We start from the raw sequence: 26,474 nt of genomic DNA on the forward strand, positions 1-26,474 counted from the left end.
GACGATCCGGTAGCGCCAGTCGTCCACCGAGGTGTCCGGGCCGGCGGCCTGGACGGAGGCCACGGCGCCGAGCCAGTAGCGCCGGCGCTGGAAGGCGTAGGTGGGCAGGTCCACGACCGTGCCGCCGCCCAGGAGCGCGGCCCAGTCGACGGGGAGGCCCCGCACGTAGGCCTCGGCGAGCGAGGTCAGAAGACGCCCGGCGCCGCCCTCCTCGCGCCGCAGGGTGCCGACCACGGCCGAGCCCTCGATGTCCTCGACGACGTCGCCCACCGCGCCGGTCAGCACCGCGTGCGGGGAGGCCTCCACGAACGCCCCGTGCCCGGACTCGGCGAGGATGCGGACCGCCCGCTCGAACTCGACGGTCTCGCGGAGCGAGGCGTACCAGTAGTCGGGGTCCAGCTCCGGACCGGACAGCCACGCGCCGGTCAGCGCGGAGACCATGGGGATGCGGGCCTCGGTCGGCGCGATGCCCTGGAGGACCGAGAGAATCTCCTCGCGCAGCTCGTCCACGTGCGCGCTGTGCGAGGCGTAGTCGACCGGGATCATCCGAGCGCGCGGCGCATCCCCGCAGGAGTCCGCCAGTTCGCGCAGCGCGTCCGCGTCACCGGAGACGACCGTCGCCGACGGGCCGTTCACGGCCGCGACCGACAGACGGGAACCGTACGGGGCGATCCGTGCCCGCACACCCGCCACCGGCTCCGCGATCGACAGCATCCCACCGCGACCAGCAAGGGCCTTCAGGGTCTTGCTCCGCAGAGCCACGACCTTGGCAGCGTCATCGAGGGAGAGAATCCCGGCCACAGCGGCGGCGGCAATCTCGCCCTGCGAGTGACCGACCACGGCATCGGGAGCGACACCGGCCGCCTCCCAGACGGCGGCGAGCGAGACCATCACGGCCCACAGCGCCGGCTGCACCACATCGGCGGCCTCGAAACCGTGCCGGCCCGCCAGAACGTCATCCAACTGCCAGTCCACATAAGGCGCCAGAGCCTCGGCACACTCGGCCAGCCGCGCCGCGAACACCGGCGAAACCTCCGCCAGCTCACGCCCCATCCCGACCCACTGACTCCCCTGCCCCGGGAAGACGAACACCGTCCGCCCCACACCGGCGGCGTCCACGGAGCCCGTGACCACGCCGGGCGCGGGCTGCCCGGCGGCGACGGCCGTCAGCCCCGCGGCGAGTCCGTCCCGGTCCGGGCCGAGCACGACGGCCCGGTGCTCCAGCGCCGACCGCGTCGTGGCCAGCGACCACGCGACGTCGCCGACCGACAACTCCGGCCGCTCCGCCACGTGTTCACGCAGCCGACCCGCCTGACCGGCCAGCGCCGCGGCGCTCTGCCCCGACACCACCCACGCGGGAAGGCCCTCGCCGGACAGGACGCGCGGCGCGGCGCCCGCCACGACCTCCGGACGGCCCGAGCCCGCCGGCGCCTCCTCCAGGATCAGGTGCGCGTTGGTGCCGCTGACGCCGAACGCGGACACGCCCGCGCGGCGCGGCTGCTCGCCCGCCGGCCACGCCACCGCTTCGCTCAGCAGCCGGACGTTGCCCGAGGCCCAGTCCACGTGCGGCGACGGGTTCCCGGCGAAGAGGGTCTTCGGCAGCACGCCCTGCTGCAGCGCCAGCACCATCTTGATCACACCGGCGACGCCGCTCGCGCAGCCGGAGTGGCCGATGTTGGACTTCACCGAGCCCAGCCAGAGCGGCCGGTCGGCGGCGCGGTCCTCGGCCTGCCCGTAGGTGGCGAGCAGCGCCTGCGCCTCGATCGGGTCGCCCAGCGTGGTGCCCGTCCCGTGTGCCTCGACCACGTCCACGTCGGCCGCGGTCAGGCCGGCGTCGGCCAGCGCCGAGTGGATGACGCGGTACTGCGAGGGCCCGTTGGGGGCGGTGATGCCGTTGGAGGCGCCGTCCTGGTTGACGGCGCTGCCGCGGATCACGCCGAGCACCTGGTGGCCGTTGCGGCGGGCGTCGGAGAGGCGCTCCAGCGCGATGATGCCGGCGCCCTCGCCCCAGCCGATGCCGTCGGCCTCGGCGGCGAAGGACTTGCACCGGCCGTCGGCGGCCATGCCGCCCTGCTGGGAGAACTCGATGTACGCGTCGGGCATGACCAGCACCTCGACGCCGCCCGCCAGGGCGAGGGAGCACTCGCCCGAGCGCAGCGAGCGCACCGCGAGGTGGAGTGCCACGAGCGAGGAGGAGCAGGCGGTGTCGATCGTCACGGCGGGGCCGGTCAGGCCCAGCGTGTAGGAGATGCGTCCGGAGACGACGGCGGTCAGGCCGCCGGTCATCTTGTAGCCCTCGGCACCGCTGCCGTTGCCGCCCACGCCCGATCCGTACGCGGTGCCGCTGGCGCCGACGAACACGCCGGTGTCGGAGCCCTTCAGGGACATCGGGTCGATGCCGGCCCGCTCGACCGCCTCCCAGGCGGTCTCCAGCAGGATCCGCTGCTGCGGGTCCATCGCCAGGGCCTCGCGCGGGCTGATCCCGAAGAACCCGGGGTCGAAGTCGGCCACGTCGTAGAGGAATCCGCCGACCCGGGCGTAGTCCTCGCCGGCGCGCGCGTCCGGGTTGCCGTAGGCGCGCTCCCACTCCGCCCAGCCGCGGTCGGTGGGGAAGCCGCCCATGGCGTCCGTCCCGGCGGAGAGCAGGTCCCAGAACCGGTCGGGGCCGGTGATGCCCCCGGCGTAGCGGCAGCCGAGGCCGACGACGGCGATCGGCTCGCGCTCGCCGGCTTCCAGTTCCTTGACGCGCTCGCGGGTCCGATACAGGTCGGCGGCGAGCTTCTTCAGAGTGTCGAGCAGCTGCTTGTCGCCGCCCGCCGCCTGCGCACCACCGGTCATCACGAAAGCCCCAATTCCTTGTTGATGAAGTCCAGGACCTCGCCGGCGTCGGCGTCGTCCAGTCGCCCGGCCAGCGTCTGCTGCTCCTGCTCGTCCTGCCGTGGTTGCTCGGTGTCGCCCAGCCAGCGGGAGAGCACGTTCCTCAGCCGCAGGGTCACGTCGCGCCGGGCGCCGCTGCCGCCGGGCACCGCCGCGAGCGCGGCCTCCAGGCGGTCGAGCCCGTCGAGCACCGGGTCGGCGCCGGGGGCGGCCCGGGTGTCGTCGGCGGGCGCGGCTCGCAGGCCGAGTTCGCCGTGCAGGTACTCGGCGAGTTCGGCGGGGGTCGGGTGGTCGAAGACGAGGGTGGCGGGCAGCCGCCGCCCGGTGGTGTCGGTGATCCGGTTGCGCAGGTCGACGGCCATCACGGAGTCGAAGCCGAGGTGGCGGAACGGCCGGCCCTTGGGCAGTGCTCCGGCGGTGTGGCCGAGGACGGCGGCGGCCTGGTCGCAGACGATCTCCACGAGTCGGCGCAGCTGCTCCGCGTGGGGCAGGCCGGCGAGTCGGTCGGCCAGGCCGGTGCCGTCCGGTGCGCCGCTCCCGGTGCCGGGGCCGGAGTCCGCGGGTTCCGGTCGGGTCCCGGCGTCGGGCAGGTCGGCGAGGAGGCGGCTGGGACGGCGCAGGGTGAACGTCGGGCCGAACACCGACCAGTCGATGTCCGCGACGGTGACGGCGTCCTCTCCCCCGTCCAGGGCCTGGCCGAGGGCGCGGACGGCGAGTTCGGGCGCCATGGCCCGGACGCCGTAGCGGGTCAGCCGGGTGGTCACGCTGCCGCCGCCCATGCCGCCGCCGTCCCACAGGCCCCAGGAGAGCGTGGTGGCGGGGCGGCCGGCGGCGCGGCGTTCGGCGGCGAGGCCGTCGAGGTAGCCGTTGGCGGCGGCGTAGCCGGCCTGGTCGCTGCCGCCCCAGACGGCGGCGCCGGAGGAGAACAGCACGAAGTCGTCGAGGCCGCGGTCGGCGGTCAGCTCGTCGAGCCAGCGGGCGCCGCCCGCCTTGGGGGCGCACACCTCGGCCAGCCCGGCCGCGGTGGTCTCGCCGACGGTGCCGCCCTGGCCGACGCCCGCGGTGTGCAGCACCGTGGACAGGGCCGGGCCGCCGGTGGCGTCGATCCGGGCCAGCAGGGCGGCGACCTCGGCGCGCTCGGCGACGTCGCAGGCGACGACGTCGACGCCGGTGCCGCGGGCGGCGAGTTCGGCGGCGCGGGCGGCGACGCCCTCGGTGGCCGGGCCGCGACGGCCGGTCAGCACGACGCGCCGCGTGCCGCGGTCGGCGAGCCAGCGCGCGACGTGCTCGCCGATGGCGCCGGTCCCGCCGGTGACCAGGACGGTGCCGCGCGGGGTCCACGCGGTGCCGTTCGCCGGGGCCTGCGGCTGCGCGGCGCGCACCAGCCGTCGTCCGTACGCGCCGGACGGGCGCAGCGCCACCTGGTCCTCGCCGTCGCCGCCCGTGAGGACGGCGGCCAGGCGCCGCAGGGCGGGGCCGGTGTCCTCGGGACGCTGCGGCAGGTCGATCAGGCCGCCCCACAGGTCGGGGTGGGCGAGGGCGGCCGTCCGGCCGAGGGCCCAGATCTGGGCGTGGACGGGCGGGCCGGCCGGCTCGCCGTCGGTGGCGGCGGCCGCGCCCCGGGTCAGCACCCACAGCGGGGCGGCGGGCGTGTCGTCCCCGTCCCCGCGCCGGTCGGCGACGGCCTGGGCCAGGGCCAGGGTGGCGGCCAGGCCGCGCGGGACGCCGGGGTGGGCGTCGAGCGGCGCGGCCGCCTCGTCGTCGAGGGCGAGGGCGGAGACGATGCCGGAGAGGTCGGCGACACCGGTGGGCAGCGCGGCGGCGAGCGCCTCGCGGTCGGTGGTGTCGATACCGTCCCCGGGCACCGTGAGGACGCGGGCGCCGGCGGCCGTCAGGGCGTCGGCGACGTCCGGCGCGGAGCCGACGAGCAGCCAGGTGCCGGTCAGCGCGGTGCCGTGCTCGGGCAGGGCCGACCAGGCGATGCGGTAGCGCCAGCCGGCGACGGCCGACTCGGCGCGTTCGCGGTGGCGCCAGCCGGTGAGCGCGCCGAGGGCCGGGTCGGCCGGGTCGACGCCGAGCAGGTTGGCGAGAGCATCGGCGTCACCGCGCTCGACGGCGTTCCAGAAGCCCGCCTCGGCGGGCGTGCCCGCGGTGACCGGTACGGTCGGGGCCTCGGTGGGCTCCGGCCAGAACCGGTCCCGCCGGAAGGCGTAGGTGGGGAGGTCCACAACCGTGCCGCCGCCCAGGAGCGCGGTCCAGGCGACGGGCAGGCCCCGGACGTACGCCTCGGCGAGCGAGGCCAGGAGACGCCCGGCGCCGCCGTCCTCCCGGCGCAGGGTGCCGACCACGGCCGGGGTCCGGTCCGCGAAGGCGTCGCTGATCGCCGGGGTGAGCACCGGGTGCGGGGACACCTCGACGTACGCCCCGTGGCCCGCGTCGGCGAGGATCCGCACGGCGCGGTCGAACTCGACGGTCTCGCGCAGGGACGCGTACCAGTAGGCCGGGTCCATCTCCGGGCCGGACAGCCACGCGCCGGTCATGGCGGAGACCATGGGGATGCGGGGGTCGGTCGGCGCGATGCCCTGGAGGACGGCGAGGATCTCCTCGCGCAGCTCGTCCACGTGGGCGCTGTGCGAGGCGTAGTCCACCGGGATCATCCGGGTGCGCGGGAACTCCCCGCAGGAGTCGGCGAGTTCGCGCAGCGCGTCGGCGTCACCGGAGACGACCGTCGCCGACGGGCCGTTCACGGCCGCGACCGACAGCCGGGAACCGTACGGGGCGATCCGGGCGCGGACACCGTCCACCGGCTCCGCGATCGACAGCATCCCGCCACGACCCGCCAGCGCCTTCAGGGTCTTGCTCCGCAGAGCCACGACCTTCGCGGCGTCGTCCAGGGAGAGAATCCCCGCGACGGCGGCCGCCGCGATCTCGCCCTGCGAGTGACCGACCACGGCATCGGGAGCGACACCGGCCGCCTCCCACACCGCGGCGAGCGAGACCATCACCGCCCACAGCGCCGGCTGCACCACATCGGCGGCCTCGAAGCCGTGCCGGCCCGCCAGCACATCGTCCAACTGCCAGTCCACGTACGGCGCGAGAGCCTCGGCACACTCGGCCAGCCGCGCCGCGAACACCGGCGAGGCCTCCGCCAGCTCGCGGCCCATCCCGACCCACTGGCTGCCCTGACCGGGGAAGACGAACACCGTCCGCCCCACCCCGTCCGGGGCGACCTCGCCGGTGACCACGCCGGGCGCGGGCTGTCCGGTGGCGACGGCCGAAAGCCCCGCCTCCAGTTCGTCCCGGTCCGCTCCCAGCACCACCGCGCGCTGCTCGAAGGCCGACCGCGTCGTGGCCAGCGACCACGCGACGTCACCGACCGGCAGCTCCGGCCGCTCCGCGACGTGCTCGCGCAGCCGGCCCGCCTGACCGGCGAGCGTCTGCCCGTCACGGCCGGACAGCACCCACGCCGGGAGGGGGCGCGACAGGACCGGCGCGAGGCCCTCGGCGGCGTCCTCGGGGACGGTCTCCGCCTCGACCGGGGCCTCTTCGATGATCACGTGCGCGTTGGTGCCGCTGATCCCGAACGCCGACACACCCGCCCGGCGCGGCCGCTCGCCCGCCGGCCACGCCACCTCGTCCTGCAACAGCCGGACGTTGCCCGTCTCCCAATCCACGTGCGAGGACGGCTCGTCGGCGTGCAGGGTCTTCGGCAGCACACCGGCTTGCAGCGCCAGCACCATCTTGATCACACCGGCCACACCGGCGGCCTGCTGGGCGTGCCCGATGTTGGACTTCGCCGACCCCAGCCACAACGGCCGGTCCTCGAAGCGCTCCTGGCCGTACGTCGCCAGCAGCGCACCCGCCTCGATCGGGTCGCCCAGCTCCGTGCCCGTCCCGTGCGCCTCGACCGCGTCCACGTCCGCCGCCGAGATCCGGGCGTTGGCCAGCGCCGCGCGGATGACGCGCTGCTGCGAGGGGCCGTTGGGGGCGGTGAGGCCGTTGGAGGCGCCGTCCTGGTTGATGGCGCTGCCGCGCACCACGCCGAGCACCCGGTGCCCGTTGCGGCGGGCGTCGGAGAGGCGTTCGAGCACCACGATGCCGACGCCCTCGCCCATGCCCATGCCGTCGGCGCCCTCGCCGAAGGCCTGGCAGCGGCCGTTCGGCGACAGGGCCCGCAGCCGCGAGAAGCCGACGAACTCGCCCGGGTCGGCCATCACCGTCACGCCGCCCGCCAGGGCGACCGAGCACTCGCCCGACCGCAGCGACTGCACGGCCTGGTGCAGCGCGACCAGCGAGGAGGAGCAGGCGGTGTCCACCGTCATCGCCGGGCCCACCAGGCCCAGTGCGTAGGCGATCCGGCCGGACAGCACGCTCATCGCCGTGCCGGTCATGCGGTGTCCTTCGGACCCGGCGGTCTCCTCCACCACGCCGAGGTAGGTCGACCGGGCCGCGCCGACGAACACGCCGGTCGCGGAGCCGTGCAGCGACTTCGGGTCGATGCCCGCGCGCTCGACGGCCTCCCAGGAGGTCTCCAGCAGCAGCCGCTGCTGGGGGTCCATCGACAGGGCCTCGCGCGGGCTGATCCCGAAGAAGGCGGCGTCGAACTCGGCGGCCCCGGTCAGGAAGCCGCCCTCGGCGACGTAGGTCTTGCCCTCGGCGTCCGGGTCCGGGTCGAAGAGGCCCTCGGTGTTCCAGCCGCGGTCGGTCGGGAAGCCGCCGATCGCGTCCCCGTGCTCGGCCAGGAGGGCCCAGAGCTCCTCGGGGGTCCGGATCCCGCCGGGGTAGCGGCAGGCCATGCCGACGATCGCGACCGGTTCGGCGGGGGCCGCGACCACGGCGGGCACCGGCCCGGCGCCGGCCGCCGCCTCGGCCCCGAAGAGCCGGGAGAGGATCTCCTCGGCCAGGGCGGCCGGGTTGGGGTGGTCGAACACGACCGTGGCGGGCAGCCGGACGCCCGCGGCGCCGCCCAGCCGGTTGCGCAGTTCGACGGCGGTCAGCGAGTCGAAGCCGAGCTCCCGGAAGGCGCGCGTGGTCGGGACCTCGGCCGCGGAGCCGTGGCCGAGGACGGCGGCGGCGTGCGCGCGGACCAGCTCGACCACCGCGCGGCGGCGCTCGGCGGCGGTCAGGCCGACGAGGGAGCGGAACAGTTCGCCGGTGGCCTCGGCCGGCCGGTCCGACCCGGCGGCGTCCGGGCCCCGGTCCTCCTGCTCCCGGGCCTCGGGGATGGCGTCCAGCAGCGGGCGCGGGCGCGCCGCGCGGAACACCGGCGCGAACTTCTCCCACGTCACGTCGGCGAGCGCGATGAAGGTCTCGTCGTCCGCGAGGGTCTGGTCCAGCGCCGTCAGCGCCCGTTCGGTCTCGAGGAAGTTCATCCCCTGCCGGCGGAGCCGTCGGGGCGTCACCCGGCCGGGGCTGTGGTCCATCAGGTCGTCGACCGCGTCCCAGTCCCGGGAGTCCCAGACGCCCCAGGCGATCGAGGTGCCCGGCAGGCCCCGGGCCCGGCGGTCCTCGGCCAGGCCGTCCAGGAAGGCGTTCCCCGCCGCGTACGGGCCGTGGTCGTTGCTCCCCCAGGTCGCCGAGATCGACGAGAACAGCACGAACTCGTCCACGTCCAGCGCGGCCGTCGCCTCGTCCAGGTAGGTGGCCCCGGCGGCCTTGGCACTGAGGGCCGCCGCCAGGCCCTCCCTGGTGGTGTCCTCGACCCGGGCCAGGTAGCCGGTGTTGGCCGAGTGCAGGACCGTGGACAGGCCCGGTCCGGTGGCCTCGATCCGGGCGACGAGGTCGGTGACGTCCCGGCGGACGCCGGTGTCGCAGCTGACGATGTCGACGGCCGTCCCGGCGGACGCCATCGCGGCCGCGAGTTCCACCGCCCCCTCCGCGGACGGGCCGGAACGGCTCGTCAGCACGACGCGCGGGGTGTCCCGCTCGGCGAGCCAGCGCGCGACACAGGCCCCGATCGAGCCGGTGCCGCCGGTCAGCAGCACGGTGCCGCGCGCCCGCCAGGGGGCGCGGCCGGCCGGCCGCGGCTCGGCCCGCACCAGGCGGCGGGCGAGCGTGCCGGAGGGGCGCAGGGCGACCTGGTCCTCCGTGCGGTCCGCGAGGACCGCGACCAGCCGGGCGCCGGTCCGCGCGTCGAACTCCGGCGGGAGGTCGACCAACCCGCCCCAGCTGTCCGGGAGTTCCATGCCGATGACGCGGCCCATGCCCCACAGCTGGGTCTGCACGGGGGCGGTCGTCACCTCGTCCGGTCCGGTCTGCACCGCGCCCCGGGTCAGCAGCCACAGCGGGGCGTCGACTCCGGTCCGGCGCAGCGCCTGGACGAGGTCGACCGTCGCGGCGGTGCCGCGCGGGATCCACGGGTACGCCGGGTCGTGGCCCTCCTCCAGCGCCAGCAGGGACACCACGCCGGACACGGGGCCGGTGACGGCCTGGTCGAGGGTCTCGACGCCGGTCCGGACGACCTGCGCGCCGTGGTCGGCCAGGGCGCGGGCGCACGCGTCGGCCACGTCCCCCTCGCCGACGAGCAGCCAGGTGCCGGACAGGGCCGGTACGGCGGCCGGGTCCGCGTCCGCGGGCTGCCAGCGGATCCGGTAGCGCCAGTCGTCGACGCCCGCCGCGCCCGCCGGCCGGGCCGGGGCCGCCGGCCAGTACCGCTGGCGCTGGAAGGCGTAGGTCGGCAGCTCGACCGCCGTCCCGCCGCCGAGCACCGCCGCCCAGTCGACAGGGGCGCCGCCCGTGTACGCCTCGGCGAGCGAGGTCAGCAGGCGCTCGGCGCCGCCCTCCTCGCGGCGCAGGGTGCCCACCACGGTCGGGGAGCGGTCCTCCAGGCTGTCGGCGATCGCCGGGGTCAGCACCGGGTGCGGGGAGACCTCCAGGAACACGCCGTGCCCGGCCTCGCCGAGGGTCCGCACGGCACGGTCGAACTCGACCGTCTCGCGCAGGGAGGCGTACCAGTACGCCGGATCCAGCTCCGGGCCGGACAGCCACTCGCCGGTCAGCGCGGAGATCATCGGGACCTGCACCTCGCGGGGGGCGATGCCCTGGAGGACGGCGAGGATCTCCTCGCGCAGCTCGTCCACGTGGGCGCTGTGCGAGGCGTAGTCCACCGGGATCATCCGGGCACGCGGGGACTCCCCACAGGAGTCCGCGAGTTCACGCAGCGCGTCGGCGTCACCGGAGACGACCGTCGCCGACGGACCGTTCACGGCCGCGATGGAAAGGCGGGTGCCGTACGAAGCGATCCTCGCCCGAACACCCTCCACCGGCTCGGCGATCGACAGCATCCCGCCGCGACCAGCCAGCGCCTTCAGGGTCTTGCTCCGCAGAGCGACCACCTTGGCGGCATCGTCGAGGGAGAGAATCCCCGCGACGACTGCCGCCGCGATCTCGCCCTGCGAGTGACCGACCACCGCGTCCGGAGCGACACCAGCCGCCTCCCACACCGCAGCCAGCGACACCATCACGGCCCACAGCGCCGGCTGCACGACGTCAGCAGCCTCGAAACCGTGAAGGCCCGCCAGGACATCGTCCAACTGCCAGTCCACATAAGGCGCCAGAGCCGCAGCACACTCGGCCAGCCGCGCCGCGAACACCGGCGAGGCCTCCGCCAGCTCGCGACCCATCCCGACCCACTGACTCCCCTGCCCCGGGAAGACGAAGACCGTCCGCCCGGCGCCGCCGGAGGCCACCGAACCGGTCACCACACCCGCCGCGGGCTGTCCCGTGGCCACCGCCGCGAGACCCGCCGCGAGCTCACCCCGCTCGCCGCCCAGCACCACCGCACGCCGCTCGAAGGCCGACCGCGTCGTGGCCAGCGACCACGCGACGTCGCCCACCGGCAGCTCCGGCCGCGCCACCACGTGCTCGCGCAGCCGGCCCGCCTGACCGGCCAGCGCGGTCGCGTTGCGGCCCGACACCACCCAGGCCGACGCCGCCGTCGGCAGGACGGGCGCCGGGCGCTCCTCCTCCGGCGTCGGCTCCTCGTTCACCGCCGGCTCCCCGGCCGTCGGCGCGGGCGCCTCCTCCAGGATCACGTGGACGTTCGTCCCGCTCGCGCCGAACGCCGACACACCTGCTCGGCGCACCCGCTCGCCCGCCGGCCACTCCACCGGTTCCTGGAGCAGCCGGACGTTCCCCGAGGCCCAGTCGACGTGCGAGGTCGGCTCCCCGGCGTGCAGGGTCCTGGGCAGGGTGCCGTGCCGCAGGGCGAGCACCATCTTCATCACGCCGCCGACGCCGGCGGCCTGCTGGGCGTGGCCGATGTTGGACTTGAGCGAGCCGAGCCACAGCGGCCGGTCCTCGTCGCGGCCCTGTCCGTAGGTGGCCAGCAGCGCGCCGGCCTCGATCGGGTCGCCCAGCTCCGTGCCCGTCCCGTGCGCCTCGACCGCGTCGACCTCGGCGGCCGTCAGGCGGGCGTCGGCGAGGGCGGCCCGGATGACCCGGCGCTGTGCGGGCGCGCTGGGCGCCGTCAGGCCGTTCGACGCGCCGTCCTGGTTCATCGCGCTGCCGCGGATGACCGCCAGAACGCGGTGGCCGTTGCGGCGGGCGTCCGACAGCCGCTCCAGCAGGACGAGTCCGGCGCCCTCGCCCCAGCCGGTGCCGTCGGCGTTCTCCGAGAACGGCTTGCAGCGTCCGTCGGAGGCGAGGCCCTGCTGGCGGGCGAAGTCGGCGAACATCACCGGGGTGGACATCACCATCACGCCGCCGGCGAGGGCGAGCGAACATTCGCCCGTGCGCAGCGAGCGGGCCGCCAGGTGGACGGCGGCCAGCGAGGAGGAGCAGGCCGTGTCGACGGTCACGGCGGGCCCGTTCAGGCCCAGGGTGTAGGAGACCCGGCCGGAGAGCACGCTGATCGCGCTGCCGGTGACCAGGTGGCCCTCGTCGTGGCCGTGTTCGCGCGCGTACCAGTCGTAGCCGGACGCGCTGGCGCCGACGAACACGCCGGTGTGCGAGCCGCGCAGGGCGCGCGGGTCGAGTCCGGCGTGCTCCAGGGTCTCCCAGGCGACCTCCATCACGAGGCGCTGCTGGGGGTCCATCGCGAGGGCCTCGCGCGGGCTGATGCCGAAGAAGCCGGGGTCGAACTCGGCCGCGTCGGGGAGGAAGCCGCCGCGGGTCTCGTAGCCGTGGGTGGCCGCCTCGCCCGGGTCCCAGCCGCGGTCGGCGGGGAAGTCGCCGACCGCGTCGGTGCCGGTGGCGACCAGGTTCCAGAGCTCGTCCGGCGTGCGCACGCCGCCCGGGTAGCGGCAGCCCATGCCGACGACGGCGATGGGCTCGCCGGTCACGGTCTCCAACTCGCGGACGCGCTCGCGGCTCTCGTGCAGCTCGGCCGTGACGCGCTTCAGGAAGTACCGGAGCTTGTCCTCGCTCACGCGTTCCACCTCGGGGTGCTCGGGCTGTGGGTACTCGGTCTGGGCAGCGCTCGGGCGGCCCGCGGGAGGGTCGGCGGTACGGTCATTCGATGCCGAACTCCTTGCCCAGGAGGTCGAAGACCTCGTCGTCGTCCGCGGCGGCGAGGCGCTCGGAGACGTCCTGGCCGGCGGCGGTGCCGGCGCCGTTGCCGCCGCCGGTGGCGGGGCCGCCGGCGCGGCGCTGGAGTCGTTGCCACTTGGCGCTCAGTGCGGCGAGCTGCGCCGCGACGGCCTCCTCGTCCCCGTCCGTCCCGTCGTCGTCCTCGCCGAGCCGGTCCAGCAGGCCCGACAACGAGGCGTCCAGCCGGTCGAGTTGGGTGCGTACGGAGTCCGGGCCGGCGCCGAGCTCGCGCAGCAGGTGCGCGGCGAGGGCGGCGGACGTCGGGTACTCGAAGACGACGGTGGAGGGCAGGGTGACGCCGGTGGCGGCGGCGAGCCGGTCGCGCAGTTCGATGGCGGTCAGGGAGTCGAAGCCGAGGTCCCGGAAGGCGCGTTCGGCGTCGATGTCGGCGGTGCTCCCGTGCGACAGCACCAGGGCCGCCTGGGCGCGCACCAGGTCCGTCACCGCGGCCGGCCGGCGGGCGGCGGGCAGGGCGAGGACGGTGCGGGCGAACTCGGGTGCCGTGCCGCCGTCGGCCGGGCCGGCCGGTTCGGCCGCCGGGGCGGCCGCTTCCGGCAGGTCGGCGAGGAGCGGGCTCGGGCGGTGCAGGGTGAAGGCGGGCGCGAAGGTCCGCCAGTCCACGTCGGCGATGGTGACGAGCGCGTCGCGTCCGTCCATGGCCTGGCCGAGCGCCCGGACGGCGGTGCCCGGGTCCAGGACGCCCAGGCCGTGCCGGACGGAGGACCGGGCGCCGGCGCCGCCGTCGGCCCAGGGGCCCCAGGCGACCGAGGTGGCGACCTGCCCGCGGGCGCGGCGCTGCTCGGCGAGGGCGTCGACGAAGGCGCTGCCCGTGGCGTAGCCGGGCACCAGGGCGCTGCCCCAGGTCGCGGCGACGGAGGAGAACAGGACGAAGTCGTCCAGGTCGAGGTCGGCGGTCAGTTCGTCGAGCCAGCGGGCGCCGGCCGACCGGGCGCCGGCGACGTCGGCGAGCTCCCGCGCCGTGGTGTCGGCGACGGCGGTGGCCTGTCCGGCGCCGACGGCGTGCACGACGCCGCGCAGGGCGGGGCCGCCGTCGGCGGTGATCTGCCGTAGCAGGCCGCCGAGTTCGGCGCGCCGGGTGGTGTCGCAGGCGGCGATGGACAGGGCGGCGCCGGAGGCGGCGACGTCGGCGGCGAGCCGGGCGACGTCGGCGGTCAGCGGTTCGCCGGCGGCGAGGACGACGCGTTCGGCGCCGCGCCCTGCGAGCCAGCGGCCGACCTCGGCGCCGATGGCGCCGGTGCCGCCGGTGACCAGGACGGTGCCGCGTCCGGGCCGGGGGGTGGCGGCGGCCGCGGCGGCGCGGACCAGGCGGCGGGCCAGGATGCCCTGCGGGCGCAGGGCCGTCTGGTCCTCGGCGACGGCGCCGGACAGCAGGGCAGCGAGCCGGGTGCCGGTGCGGTCGTCCCAGGCGCCGGCGGGCGGCAGGTCGACCAGTCCGCCCCAGTGCCCGGGGTGTTCGAGGCCGGCGACCCGGCCCAGTCCCCAGACCTGGGCCTGGGCGGGACTGCCGCTCTCGCCGGGGCCGGTGGCCACGGCGCCGGAGGTGAGCACCCACAGCGGGGTGCCGGGGGCGCCGGCGCCGAGCTGCTGGATGAGGTCGAGGGTGGCGGCCACGCCCCGGGTCATGGTCGGGTGCCCCTGGTCCGGGGACTCGTCCAGGGCGAGCAGGGAGACCACGCCGGCGGGCGCCGGGTGGGCGGCGAGGGCGGTGCGGTCGGCGTCCGGCAGGGTGCGGACGTCGGTGGCGCCGTGCTCGGCCAGGGCGCGGGCGACCTTCCGGGCGGTCTCCGGGGCGGCGGCCGCGCCGACCAGCAGCCAGCTGCCGGTCAGTTGCGGGGGCGCGGGGTGCTCGGCGGTCCGGGTCCAGGTGATCCGGTAGCGCAGGCCGGTCAGCGCGTCGTCGGGCGCGGGGGCGGCGGGCCGGGCCGGTTCGGGCCAGTAGCGGCTGCGCTGGAAGGCGTAGGTGGGCAGGTCGACGAGGGTGCCGGGGCCGTGCACGGCCGCCCAGTCGACGGGTGCGCCGGCCACGTAGGCGGTGGCGAGCGAGGTGAGCAGGCGGCGGGCGCCGCCGTCCTGGCGCCGCAGCGTGCCGGTGACGACCGCGGCCTCGCCGAGGGTGTCCCGGACGGCGCCGGTCAGCGCGGGGTGCCCGGACACCTCGACGAACACCCGGTGCCCGCTGTCGCCGAGGGTCCGTACGGCCCGTTCGAACTCGACGGTGCCGCGCAGGCTCGCGTACCAGTAGTGGGCGTCCAGCTCCCGGCCGTCCTGCCACTGCCCGGTGTACGCGGAGACCAGCGGGACGTCGGCCGCGCGGGGCTCGATGCCGGTGAGCGCGGCGAGGATCTCCTCGCGCAGCTCCTCCACCTGGGGGCTGTGCGAGGCGTAGGCGATCGGGACGCGGGTGGTGCGGCAGGTGGGCGGGCAGGCGGCGGCGAACTCGTCGAGCGCGTCGGGGTCGCCGGAGACCACGCAGGAGCGGGGGCCGTTGACGGTGGCGAGCGCGAGCCGTCCCTCGAAGCCGGCGAGCCGTTCGCGCACCGTGTCGGCGGGCTCGGCGACGGAGAGCAGGCCGCCGCGTCCGTCCAGGGTGCGCAGGGCCCGGCTGCGCAGGGCGGCGACCTTCGCGCCGTCCTCCAGGGTGAGGGCGCCGGCGACGGTCGCCGCGGCGATCTCGCCCAGGGAGTGGCCGACGACCGCGTCCGGGGAGACCCCGGCGGCCTGCCAGACGGCCGCCAGCGCCACCGAGACCGCCCAGACGGCGGGTTGGAGCACGTCGGCGGCGAGGAAGTCGTGCTCGCCGGCCAGCACGTCCGCGAGGTCCCAGTCGACGTACGGGGCGAGGGCCCGGGCGCACTGGTCCAGCCGGTCGCGGAAGACCGGTGAGACCTCGGCGAGTTCGCGGCCCATGCCGATCCACTGGCTGCCGTGGCCGGGGAAGACGAACACGGTGCGGCCGGTGCCGCCGGGCGCGACGGAGCCGGTGACGGCGTCGGGCGAGGCCTGTCCGGTGGCCACCGCCGCGGCGGCGGGCAGCAGTTCGGCGTGGTCGGCGCCCAGCAGCACGGCGCGGTGGTCGTGCGGCGGGCGGGTGGTGGCGAGCGACCAGGCCACGTCGCCGACCGGCAGGTCGGGGCGGGCCAGCGCGGACTCGCGCAGCCGGCCCGCCTGGGCGGCGAGGGCGCGCGGGTCGCGGGCGCCGACCGGCCAGGCGACCGGTCCGCCGGTCAGCACCGGGGCGGGGCCGGCGTCCGTCGCGTCCGGCGTCGCGGGCGCGGGCCGGGCGGGGGCCTCCTCGATGATGACGTGGGCGTTGGTGCCGCTGACGCCGAAGCTGGAGACGCCGGCCCGGCGGGGCCGCTCGCCGTCCGGCGCCCAGGCGACGGGCCGGTGCAGCAGGGCGACGTGCCCGGCGGTCCAGTCGACGTGCGGGGTCGGGGTGTCGGCGTGCAGGGTGCGCGGCAGCTGTCCGTGCCGCAGGGCCAGGACGATCTTCATGATCCCGGCGACGCCGGCGGCGGCCTGGGTGTGGCCGATGTTGGACTTCACCGAGCCCAGCCACAGCGGCCGGTCGGCGGGCCGGTCCTGGCCGTAGGTGGCGAGCAGGGCCTGGGCCTCGATCGGGTCGCCGAGTTCGGTGCCGGTGCCGTGCGCCTCGACGGCGTCCACGTCGGCGGCGGTGAGGCCGGCGCCGGCCAGCGCGGCGCGGATCACCCGCTGCTGGGAGGGGCCGCTGGGGGCGGTGAGCCCGTTGGAGGCGCCGTCCTGGTTGACGGCGCTGCCGCGGACCACGCCGAGCACCTGGTGGCCGTTGCGGTGGGCGTCGGAGAGCCGTTCGACCGCGAGTACGCCGACGCCCTCGGCCATGCCCATGCCGTCGGCGCCCTCGCCGAAGGCCTTGCACCGGCCGTCGGCGGCCAGGCCGCGCTGCTGGGAGAAGCCGACCAGGTCGCGCGGGGTGGGCATCACGGTGACGCCGCCGACCAGGGCGAGGTCGCACTCGCCGGCCCGCAGCGCCTGGGCGGCGGAGTGCAGGGCGACCAGCGAGGAGGAGCAGGCCGTGTCGACGGTGAACGCCGGGCCCTCCAGGCCGAGGAGGTAGGAGACCCGGCCGGACAGCACACTGGTGGCGGTGCCGATCATGGCCTGGCCCTCCAGGCGGTGGTCGGCGTGGCCGGCGGCGCGGGCGGTGAGGTGGTCGTAGCCGGAGCCGAAGCCGCCGACGAACACGCCGGTACGGCTGCCGCGCAGGCCGGTGGGGTCGATGCCGCCGCGTTCCAGGGTCTCCCAGACGACCTCCAGCAGCAGCCGCTGCTGCGGGTCCATGGTGACCGCCTCGCGCGGGCTGACGCCGAAGAACCCGGCGTCGAACTCGGCGGCCTCGTGCAGGAACCCGCCCTCGCGGGCGTAGAAGGTGCCGGGCCGTTCGGCGGTGGGGTCGTAGAGGGCGGCGAGGTCCCAGCCCCGATCGGTGGGCAGGCCGGTGACGGCGTCCTGTCCGGCGTCGAGCAGCTGCCACAGCTGCTCGGGGGTGTGGATGCCGCCGGGCAGGCGGCAGCCCATGGCGACGATCGCGACCGGGTCGGCGAGCGGGTCCGCGCCGGTGGCGCGCGGTGCGGCCGGGGCGGCGGTGTCCGGTCCGCCGCCGACCAGCCGGGTGCGCAGGTGCGCGGCGAGCACCTGCGGGTCCGGGTAGTCGTACAGCAGGGTGGCGGGCAGCGGCAGGCCGGCGGCGGTGCTGAGCCGGTTGCGCAGTTCGACGGAGGTGAGGGAGTCCAGGCCGAGTTCGCTGAAGGCGCGGCCGGGCTCGACGTCGGCGGCCGAGGCGTACCCCATCACGGTGGCGGCCTCGTCCCGGACCAGGTCGCAGAGCAGCCGGTCCTGCGCCTCGGCGGAGGTCAGCGCCGACAGCCGGACGGCCAGCGGGTGCTCCGGCTCGGCGGCGCGCGGCGCCGGGTCCGCGGCGTCGGCCGCGTCGGCGGCCCGGATCTCGGGCAGGTCGCGCATCAGCGGGGCGCGGCGCAGCTGTTCGGGGCCGCGGGCGGTGGCCATCGCGGCGAAGTCGACGGCCATCAGCGACAGTACGGCCAGCCGGGGGTCGGGGTCCTCGACGGCGGCGGCGAGGGCGCGGACCGCGTCCTCGGGCTCCATCAGGACCTCCCACTTGTTGCGGGCGAGCCGTCGGCGGGCGCCTTCGCTGGCCTGGCCGACGCCGCCGCCCGCCCACGGGCCCCAGGCCAGCGAGGTGGCGGGCAGGCCGCGGGCGCGGCGCTGCTCGGCGAGGGCGTCCAGGTAGGCGTTGGCGGCGGCGTAGTTGCCCTGGCCGCCGTTGCCGAAGGTGGCGGAGATGGAGGAGCAGAGGACGAAGGCGTCGAGGTCCAGGTGGGCGGTCAGCTCGTCGAGGTGGGCGGCGCCGCCGGCCTTGCCGTCGAAGGTGCGGGCCAGGCGGGCGGCGTCCAGGCGGTCCAGGACGCCGTCGTCCAGGGCGCCGGCGGCGTGCAGCACGGTGGACAGGGCCGGTCCGGTGGCGGCGACGCGGTCGAGCACGGCGGCGAGCGCGGGGCGTTCGGCGGTGTCGCAGGCGAGGACGTCCACGGCGGCGCCGGCGGCGGCGAGTTCGGCGGCGAGCGCGGCGGTGCCGGCGGCGGCGGGGCCGGAGCGGCTGGTGAGGACGAGGCGGCGGGCGCCGCGCTCGCGGGCGAGCCAGCGGGCGGCGTGGCCGCCGATGTGGCCGGTGCCGCCGGTGACGAGGACGGTGCCGCGGGGGGCGAGCGGCCGCCGGTCGGCGGGGCGGGGCGGCCTGGGGGCGTGGGCGAGGCGGCGGGGCCGCAGGCCGTCGGCGCGCAGCGCGACCTCGTTCTCGTCGCGGGCGGCGAGGACGGCGGCCAGGCGGGCGGCGGCCCGCTCGTCCCACTGCCCGGGCAGGTCGACCAACCCGCCCCAGCGGTCGGGGTGTTCGGCGGCGACGGTGCGGCCCAGGGCCCAGACGGGGGCCTGCTGCGGGTCGGCGGCGCCGGTGCCGGGGTCGGTGGTGACGGCGCCGGCGGTCAGCAGCCACAGCGGGGCGGGGACGGCGGCGTCGCCGAGGGCCTGGACCAGGGCCAGGGTGGCGGCGAGGCCGCGGGCCACGGCGGGGTGGGCGGTGAGCGGGGCGGTGTCGAGGGCGAGCAGGGAGAGCACGCCGGCGGGCCGGGCGCCGTCCAGTGCGGCGGTGAGCCGGCGCGCGTAGTCGGCGCGGTCGGCCTCGGCGGTGTCCAGCTCGACGGTGACGGTCCGGGCGCCGCGCTCGGCGAGGGCCGCGGCGCAGGGGTGGACGGGGTGTCCGGCGGGGGTGAGCACCAGCCAGGTGCCGGTGAGCAGCGCGGGGGCGGGCTCGGGGGCGTGGGCCCACTCGGCGAGGAAGCGCCAGTCGTCGGTGGGGTCGGCGGCCGGGCCGTGGGCGGCGGGGGCGGCCGCGGCCGGGCGGGCCGGCGGCCAGAAGCGGCGGTGCTGGAAGGCGTAGGTCGGCAGTTCGACGCGCCGCGCGGCGTCCCGGACGTCGGCGGGGGCGGGCAGCACGGCGGTCCAGTCGACGGGCAGGCCGTGGACGTGGGCGGTGCCGATCGAGCGCAGCAGCCGGTCGGCGCCGTCGTCGTCGCGGCGCAGCGTGTCGATCACCAGCGGGTCGGGCAGGTCGGTGCGGGCGGCCAGCGTCTCCTGGACGGCGGGCAGCAGCACCGGGTGGGCGGAGACCTCGACGAAGGTGCGGTGGCCGGTGGCGGCGAGGGCTTCGACGGCCTCGGCGAAGCGGACGGTCTGCCGGACGTTGGCGTACCAGTACCGCGGCCCCAGCTCCTCGCCGTCCACCAGCCGTCCGTGGACGGTGGAGAACAGCGGGACGGCGGCGGGGCGCGGCCGGATGTCGGCCAGCAGCCGCGGCAGGGTCTCCGCCAGCGGCTCGCACAGCCGGGAGTGCGCCACGAAGTCGGTGACGGGCACGCGCCAGCGCATCGCCTTGCGCTTGCGCAGCACGCGCTCGAACTCGACGAGCGCGTCGGGTTCGCCGGAGACGACGGTCGTGGCGGGGGCGTTGACGGCCGCGACGGCGAGCCGGTCGCCGAAGGGTTCCAGGAGTTCGCGCACCAGCTCGACGGGCAGCACCACGGAGAGCATGCCGCCCTCGACGCCGAGGCCGGTCAGCGCGGCGGCGCGGACGGCGACGATCCGGGCGGCGTCCTCCAGGGTGAGCGCGCCGGCGACGGTGGCGGCGGCGATCTCGCCCTGGGAGTGGCCCACCACCGCGTCGGGGACGACGCCGGCCGCCTCCCAGACGGCGGCGAGCGAGACCATCACGGCCCACAGCAGCGGCTGCATGACGGCGGCGCCGTCGGGTGCGGGGGCGTCGGGCTCGCCCGCGAGCACGGCGTGCGGGTCCCAGTCGACGTACGGGCGCAGGGCCCGCGCGCACGCGGCGAACCGGGCGGCGAACACCGGCGACTGCGCGGACAGCCGTCGGCCCATGCCCTCCCACTGGCTGCCCTGGCCGGGGAAGACGAACACCGTCCGGTCCTCGCGGGCGGCGCTCTCGCCGGTGAGGGCGTGCTCGGTGTCCTGGCCGGTCATCAGGGCGGCCAGGCCCCGGCCGAGTCCGGCGGGGTCGGCGCCGACGACGACGGCGCGGTGCTCGAAGGGGCTGCGGGTGGTGGCGAGCGCCCGGGCCACGGCGGCGGGCGGCGGGGTGTCGGCGGCGAGGGCGTACGCGTGCAGGCGGCCGGCCTGCGCGGCCAGGGCGTCCCGGCCGCGGGCGCTGACCGGCCAGGCGGTGACGTCCGTACCGGCGGCGAGCAGCGGCGGTCCGGCCGGGGCGGCCGGGTCGTCCTGCGGCGGGTCGGCGGGGGCGGGGAGGTGTTCGGGGGCCTGTTCGATGAGGACGTGCACGTTGGTGCCGCTCATGCCGAACGCGGAGACGCCGGCGCGGCGCGGCGCGTCCTGCGGGGTCGTCCAGGGCCGCTGCTCGGTCAGCAGCCGTACGGCGCCGGACTCCCAGTCGATCTCTCGGGACGGCTCGTCCGCGTGCAGGGTGCGCGGCAGCGTGCCGTGCCGCATGCCGAGGACCATCTTGACGAGGCCCGCGAGGCCGGCGGCGGTCTGGGTGTGGCCGATGTTGGACTTGGCGGAGCCGAGCCACAGCGGCCGGTCGGCGGGGCGGTCCCGGCCGTAGGTGGCCAGCAGGGCGTGGGCCTCGACGGGGTCGCCGAGGGGGGTGCCGGTGCCGTGCGCCTCGACCGCGTCGATCTGGTCGGGGGTCAGGCCCGAGGCGTCCAGGGCGGCGCGGATCACGCGCTGCTGGGAGAGTCCGCTGGGGGCGGTGAGGCCGTTGGAGGCGCCGTCCTGGTTGATGGCGGTGCCCCGTACGACGGCCAGCACGGGGTGGCCGAGGCGCCGCGCGTCGGAGAGCCGTTCGACGGCGATGGTCGCGGCGCCCTCGGACAGGCCCATGCCGTCGGCTCCGGCGGCGAAGGGCTTGCAGCGGCCGTCGGGGGCGAGGCCGCGCTGCCGGGAGAAGCCGACCAGCTGGCTGGGGGTGGACATCACCATCACGCCGCCGACCAGGGCGAGTTCGCACTCGCCCGCGCGCAGCGCCCGGCCGGCCAGGTGCAGGGCGACCAGGCCGGAGGAGCAGGCGGTGTCGATGGTGAGGGCGGGGCCCTCCAGGCCGAGGGCGTAGGCGACGCGGCCGGAGATGATGCTGCTGGAGTGGCCGGTGACGAGGTACCCCTCGGCGGCCGGGTCGCCGTCGGCCAGGCCGTCGCCGTAGCCGGTCAGGGTGGCGCCGGCGAAGACGCCGACGGGGGTGCCGCGCAGCGATTCGGGGGCGATGCCGGCGCGTTCGAGGGCTTCCCAGGAGGTCTCCAGCAGCAGGCGCTGCTGGGGGTCCATGGCGAGGGCCTCGCGCGGGTTGATGCCGAAGAAGGCGGCGTCGAAGTCGGGGGCGTCGTGCAGGAAGCCGCCGCGGTGGGTGACGGACTTGCCCTGGCGGGCGGGGTCGGGGTCGTAGAGGTCCGGGTCCCAGCCGCGGTCGGTGGGCAGGCCGCCGATCACGTCGGCGCCGGAGGCCAGCAGGTCCCAGTACTGGTCGGGGGTGGTGACGCCGCCGGGGAACCGGCAGCCGATGCCGACGATGGCGAGCGGCTCGTCGGGGTCGGCGGCGGCGCCGTCCCGGGCGGGCGCGGCGGCGTCGGTGCCGGCGCCGGTGCCGAGGGCCGTCGCGGCGAGGTGGGCGCCGAGCGAGGCCGGGGTGGGGTGGTCGAAGACGATCGTGGACGGCAGCCGCAGGCCGGTGGCCGTGGCCAGCCGCTTGCGCAGTTCGACGGCGGTCAGCGAGTCGAAGCCCAGGTCGCGGAAGGCGCGCTGGCCGGCGATGTCGCCCGCGTCGCGGTGGCCGAGGACGGCCGCCGCGTGGGAGCGGACCAGGTCGGTGGCCAGGCGCTCCTGCTCGGGGGTGCCGGCGGCGCCGGCCAGGGCGCGGGCGAAGTCGTTCCCGGTGGTGTCCGCGCCGTCGGCGGCGGCCGTGGGCGCACCGGTGGCGGCCGCGCCGCCGTCGAGGGCCCGGCGGGCGGCGGGGATGCGGTCCAGCAGGGCGCTGCGGCGGGCCGCGGTGAACACCGGCGCGAAGTCGTCCCAGGCCATGTCGGCGAGGGCGAGGTAGGGGCCGGTGGCGCCGGCTCCGTCGGCGAGGACGCGGCCGAGCACGTCCAGCGCGCGGTCCGGGTCCAGGAACCGGGTGCCCTGGCGGCGCAGCACGTCGCCGGTGATGGTGGCGGGCCCGTGCGGGCCGAAGGCGTCCGGCGCGGTCCAGTCGCGGGTGTCCCACACGCCCCAGCCGAGCGAGAGCGCGCCGGCGCCGCGTGCCGCGCGCCGTTCGGCGAGCGCGTCGAGGTGGGCGTTGGCGGCGGCGTAGGCGCCGTGCTCGGCGCTGCCCCAGGCGGCGGCGATCGACGAGAAGAGGACGAACTCGTCGGCGTCGGCGACCAGTTCGTCGAGGTGGTCGGCGCCGGCCGCCTTGCCGGCCAGGGAGGCGGCCAGGCCCTCGGGGTCGGTGTCGTCGAGGCGGGTGAGGTGGAAGGCGTTGGCCGCGTGCAGCACGGTGGACAGCCGCGGGCCGGTGGCGGCGACGCGGTCGAGCAGGGCGGCGAGCGCGGAGCGGTCGGCGAGGTCGCAGGCGAGCACGTCGACGGCGGTGCCGGCCGCGGCGAGGGCGGCGGCGTGGGCCGCGAGCCGCGGGCCCGGCCCGGAGCGGGTGGGCAGCACGAGGCGCGCGGCGCCGCGGCCGGCCAGCCAGGCGGTCAGGTGCGGGCCGATGGAGCCGGTGGCGCCGGTGACGAGCACCGTGCCGCGCGGGGACCAGCCGCCGTCCGGCCCGGCCGGGCCGGGGGCGGTGCGGGGCGCGTGGACCAGCCGCCGGGCGAAGGCCCCGGCGCGGCGCAGCGCCACCTGGTCCTCGGCGCCGTCGGCGAGCACGGCGGCCAGCCGGGCGGCGGCCCGCTCGTCCCACTGCTCGGGCAGGTCGACCAGTCCGCCCCAGCGGTCGGGGTGCTCCAGCGCGGCGACCCGGCCGAGCCCCCAGACCTGGGCCTGGACGGGGGCGGGCGGGGCGTCGTCGGCGGCGGCCCGGACGGCGCCGCGGGTGAGCGCCCAGAGCGGGGCGTCGATCCCGGCGTCGCCGAGGGCCTGCACCAGGGCCAGGGTGGCGGCGGTGCCGTGCGGGACGGCGGCGGTTGCGGGCGGGACGGCGGGTGCGCCGGGCAGCGGCCTGGGGTCCAGCGCGAGCAGCGACAGCACGCCGGCCGGCTTCGCGGGCGCCCCGGGGAGGGCGGCGAGCGCGGCCGTGAGCTCGGCGGCGAGCGCCTCGCGCAGCACCGCGTCGGTGCGCAGTACGACGGCCTCGGCGCCGTGCGCGGTCAGGGCCTCGACGTGCCGGGCCGGGTCGCCGTCCTCGCGGGCGACGACCAGCCAGGTCCCGGCCAGGGCGGGGGCGGTGGGGCCGAGCGGCTCCCAGGCCGTGCGGTAGCGCCAGCCGTCCTCGGCGGCGGTGACCGCCGCCTGCGGCGCGGCCTCGACCCGGCGGGGCCAGTAGCGGCCGCGCTGGAAGGCGTAGGTGGGCAGGTCGGCCCGCTCGGCGCGGGGCAGGACGGCGGTCCAGTCCACGGGCGCGCCGTGGGCGTACGCCTCGCCGAGGGAGGCGAGCAGCCGCGCGGCGCCGCCGTCGTCGCGGCGCAGCGTGCCGACGACCACGGGGTCGCGGTCCGCCAGTTCCTCGCCGACGGCCATGGCCAGCACGGGGTGCGGGGACACCTCGACGAAGGTGTCGTAGCCGTCGTCGCCGAGCGTGCGCACGGCGCGGGCGAACTCGACGGTCTCGCGCAGGCTGGCGTACCAGTAGGCGGGGTCGAGCTCCGGCCCGGCGAGCCGGCGGCCGTCCATCGCGGAGACCATCGGGATCCGGGCCGTGCGGGGCTCGATCCCTTCCAGCGCGGCGGTGACGTCCTCGCGCAGTTCCTCGACGTGGGCGCTGTGCGAGGCGTAGTCCACCGGCAGGACGCGGGTGCGCACGTCGGGGTGGAGCGCGGCCAGCTCGTGCAGCGCGTCCGGGTCGCCGGCGACCACCGTGGCGGACGGGCCGTTGACGGCCGCGACCGACAGGCGCTCCCCGAACGGCTCCAGCCAGCCGCGGACGGTGTCGGCCGCGCCGTCGACGGCCATCATCCCGCCGCGCCCGGCGAGGGCGGTCAGGGTCCGGCTGCGCAGGGCGACGACCTTGGCGGCGTCCGCCAGGGACAGGCTCCCGGCGACGACGGCGGCGGCGATCTCGCCCTGGGAGTGGCCCACCACCGCGTCGGGGACGACGCCGGCCGCCTCCCAGACCGCGGCGAGCGAGACCATCACGGCCCACAGCGCGGGCTGCACGACGTCGGCGGCCTCGAAGCCGTGAAGGCCCGCCAGCACATCGTCCAACTGCCAGTCCACGTACGGCGCGAGGGCCTCGGCGCACTCGGCCAGCCGGGCCGCGAACACCGGCGAGGCCTCGGCCAGCTCGCGGCCCATGCCGACCCACTGGCTGCCCTGGCCCGGCAGGACGAAGACCGTCCGGCCGGTGCCCTCGGCGCGGGTCTGCCCGGTCACGACGTCCGCGGCGGGCTCCCCGGCGGCGAGCGCGGCCAGGCCCCCGGCCGACTCCGGGTCCAGCAGCACGGCGCGGTGCTCGAAGGCGGTCCGGGTGGTGGCGAGCGACCAGGCCACCTCGGCGGCCCGCGCCCCGGGGCGGGTGGCGAGGTGGGCGGAGAGCTTGCGGGCCTGCGCGGCCAGCGCCTGCGGGGTGCGCCCGGACAGCACCCAGGCGCTCGACCCGGGCAGGACGGCCGGGGCGGCGGCCCGCGCCGGCTCCGCGGCCGGGGCCTGTGGCTCGGGCGCGTCCTCCAGCACCAGGTGGGCGTTGGTGCCGCTGATGCCGAACGCCGAGACGGCCGCGCGCCGGGGGGTGTCGTCCGCGGGCCGGGGCCAGTCCACCGGCCGCTGCAGCAGCCGCATCCGGCCGGCCGTCCAGTCGACGTACTCCGAGGGCCGCTCGGAGTGCAGGGTGCGGGGCAGCACGCCGTGCCGCAGCGCCATCACCATCTTGATCACACCGGCGACACCGGCCGCGGCCTGGGTGTGGCCGATGTTGGACTTCACCGAGCCCAGCCACAGCGGCCGGTCGTCGGCGCGGCCCGCCGCCTGCCCGTAGGTTTCCAGCAGGGCCTGGGCCTCGATCGGGTCGCCGAGCCGGGTGCCCGTCCCGTGCGCCTCCACGGCGTCCACGTCGGCCGCCGTCAGCTGGGCGTTGTCCAGGGCGGCCCGGATGACGACGCGCTGCGAGCTGCCGTTGGGCGCGGTCAGCCCGTTGGAGGCGCCGTCCTGGTTGACCGCGCTGCCGCTGATCACCGCCAGGACGGGGTGCCCGTTGCGGCGCGCGTCCGACAGCCGCTCCAGGACGACCATGCCGGCGCCCTCGCCCCAGCCCGTGCCGTCGGCGTCCGCCGAGAAGGGCTTGCAGCGGCCGTCGGCGGCCAGGCCCTGCTGGCGGGAGAACTCGCGGAACAGCACCGGGGAGGACATCACGGTCGCGCCGCCCGCCAGGGCCAGGTCGCACTCCTCGGCGCGCAGCGCCTGCACCGCCAGGTGCAGGGCGACCAGGGAGGAGGAGCAGGCGGTGTCCACCGTCACGGCGGGGCCGACCAGGCCGAGGGTGAAGGAGATCCGGCCGGAGAGCACGCTGTTGGCGGTGCCGGTCAGCAGGTGGCCGGTGGCCTCCGCGAAGTCCAGTCCGGCGTCGCTCCCGTAGGCCGCGGCGGAGGAGTAGACGCCCGTGAACACTCCGGTGCGGGAGCCGTGCAGGGTGGCCGGATCGATGCCGGCGCGCTCGACGGCCTCCCAGGAGGTCTCCAGCAGCAGCCGCTGCTGCGGGTCCATGGCGAGCGCCTCGCGCGGGCTGATCCCGAAGAAGGCGGCGTCGAACTCGGCCGCCTCGTACAGGAAGGCGCCCTCACGGGTGGTGGAGCCCGGCAGGTCGGGCGAGTCGTAGAGCCCCGCGGTGTCCCAGCCCCGGTCGGCGGGGAAGCCGGCGACGGCGTCGGCGCCGTCCGCGACCAGCCGCCACAGCGCCTCGGGGCTGTCGACGCCGCCGGCGTAGCGGCAGCCCATGCCGACGACGGCGATGGGCTCGTGCCTGAGCCGGTCCAGTTCCGTCCGGGTGCTGCGCAGTTTGGCCGTCACGACCTTGAGGTAGTCGCGAAGCTGCTGTTCGTCGGCCATGGCGGCCCTGCTCCCCCCGTAGTGAACTGCGAGTCGACGTGCTGACCGCGCGCGTGCACGACGAGCGCGGCCCTGCCACTGGAGTACGTGTTCTTCACGGTGCTGCCACCGCACCGCTCCCGCCGGGCGGGCGGGCACGCGGAAGACCGCGGCCGACCGCTCCTCGCGGTGGCCGCGCTCCTCCCCCGGTGCCCGGCGGTGCTGCGGCGCGGATCCCGCTC

The 26,474-nt window shown here is 77.3% G+C and carries 3 protein-coding genes (1 of these 3 running past the window's edge); all 3 read right to left on the reverse strand.

The features are described from left to right. Positions 1-2,838, reverse strand: the 5' portion of a protein-coding gene (locus ACWDD9_RS34045; protein ID WP_449813753.1) for a type I polyketide synthase. The gene continues 15,447 nt to the left of window position 1, outside the view; 2,838 of the gene's 18,285 nt are visible here — the first part of the coding sequence; it begins with the start codon at positions 2,836-2,838; its stop codon lies off the left edge, out of view. Then, on the reverse strand, positions 2,838-12,245 hold the full coding sequence (locus tag ACWDD9_RS34050) for a type I polyketide synthase (RefSeq protein ID WP_449813748.1): 9,408 nt from the start codon (positions 12,243-12,245) through the stop codon (positions 2,838-2,840). Before ACWDD9_RS34050 ends, ACWDD9_RS34045 begins: the two co-directional genes overlap by 1 nt. Positions 12,246-12,327: 82 nt before the next feature. After that, on the reverse strand, positions 12,328-26,253 hold the full coding sequence (locus ACWDD9_RS34055) for an SDR family NAD(P)-dependent oxidoreductase (protein ID WP_449813749.1): 13,926 nt from the start codon (positions 26,251-26,253) through the stop codon (positions 12,328-12,330). Positions 26,254-26,474: the final 221 nt, after the last annotated feature.

It is taken from the genome of Kitasatospora sp. NPDC001119 (assembly GCF_053598475.1).

Bases quoted from the DNA above. Each gene is read 5' to 3' on its own strand.
- ACWDD9_RS34055 (WP_449813749.1), bottom strand. From the start codon at position 26,253: ATGGCCGACGAACAGCAGCTTCGCGACTACCTCAAGGTCGTGACGGCC.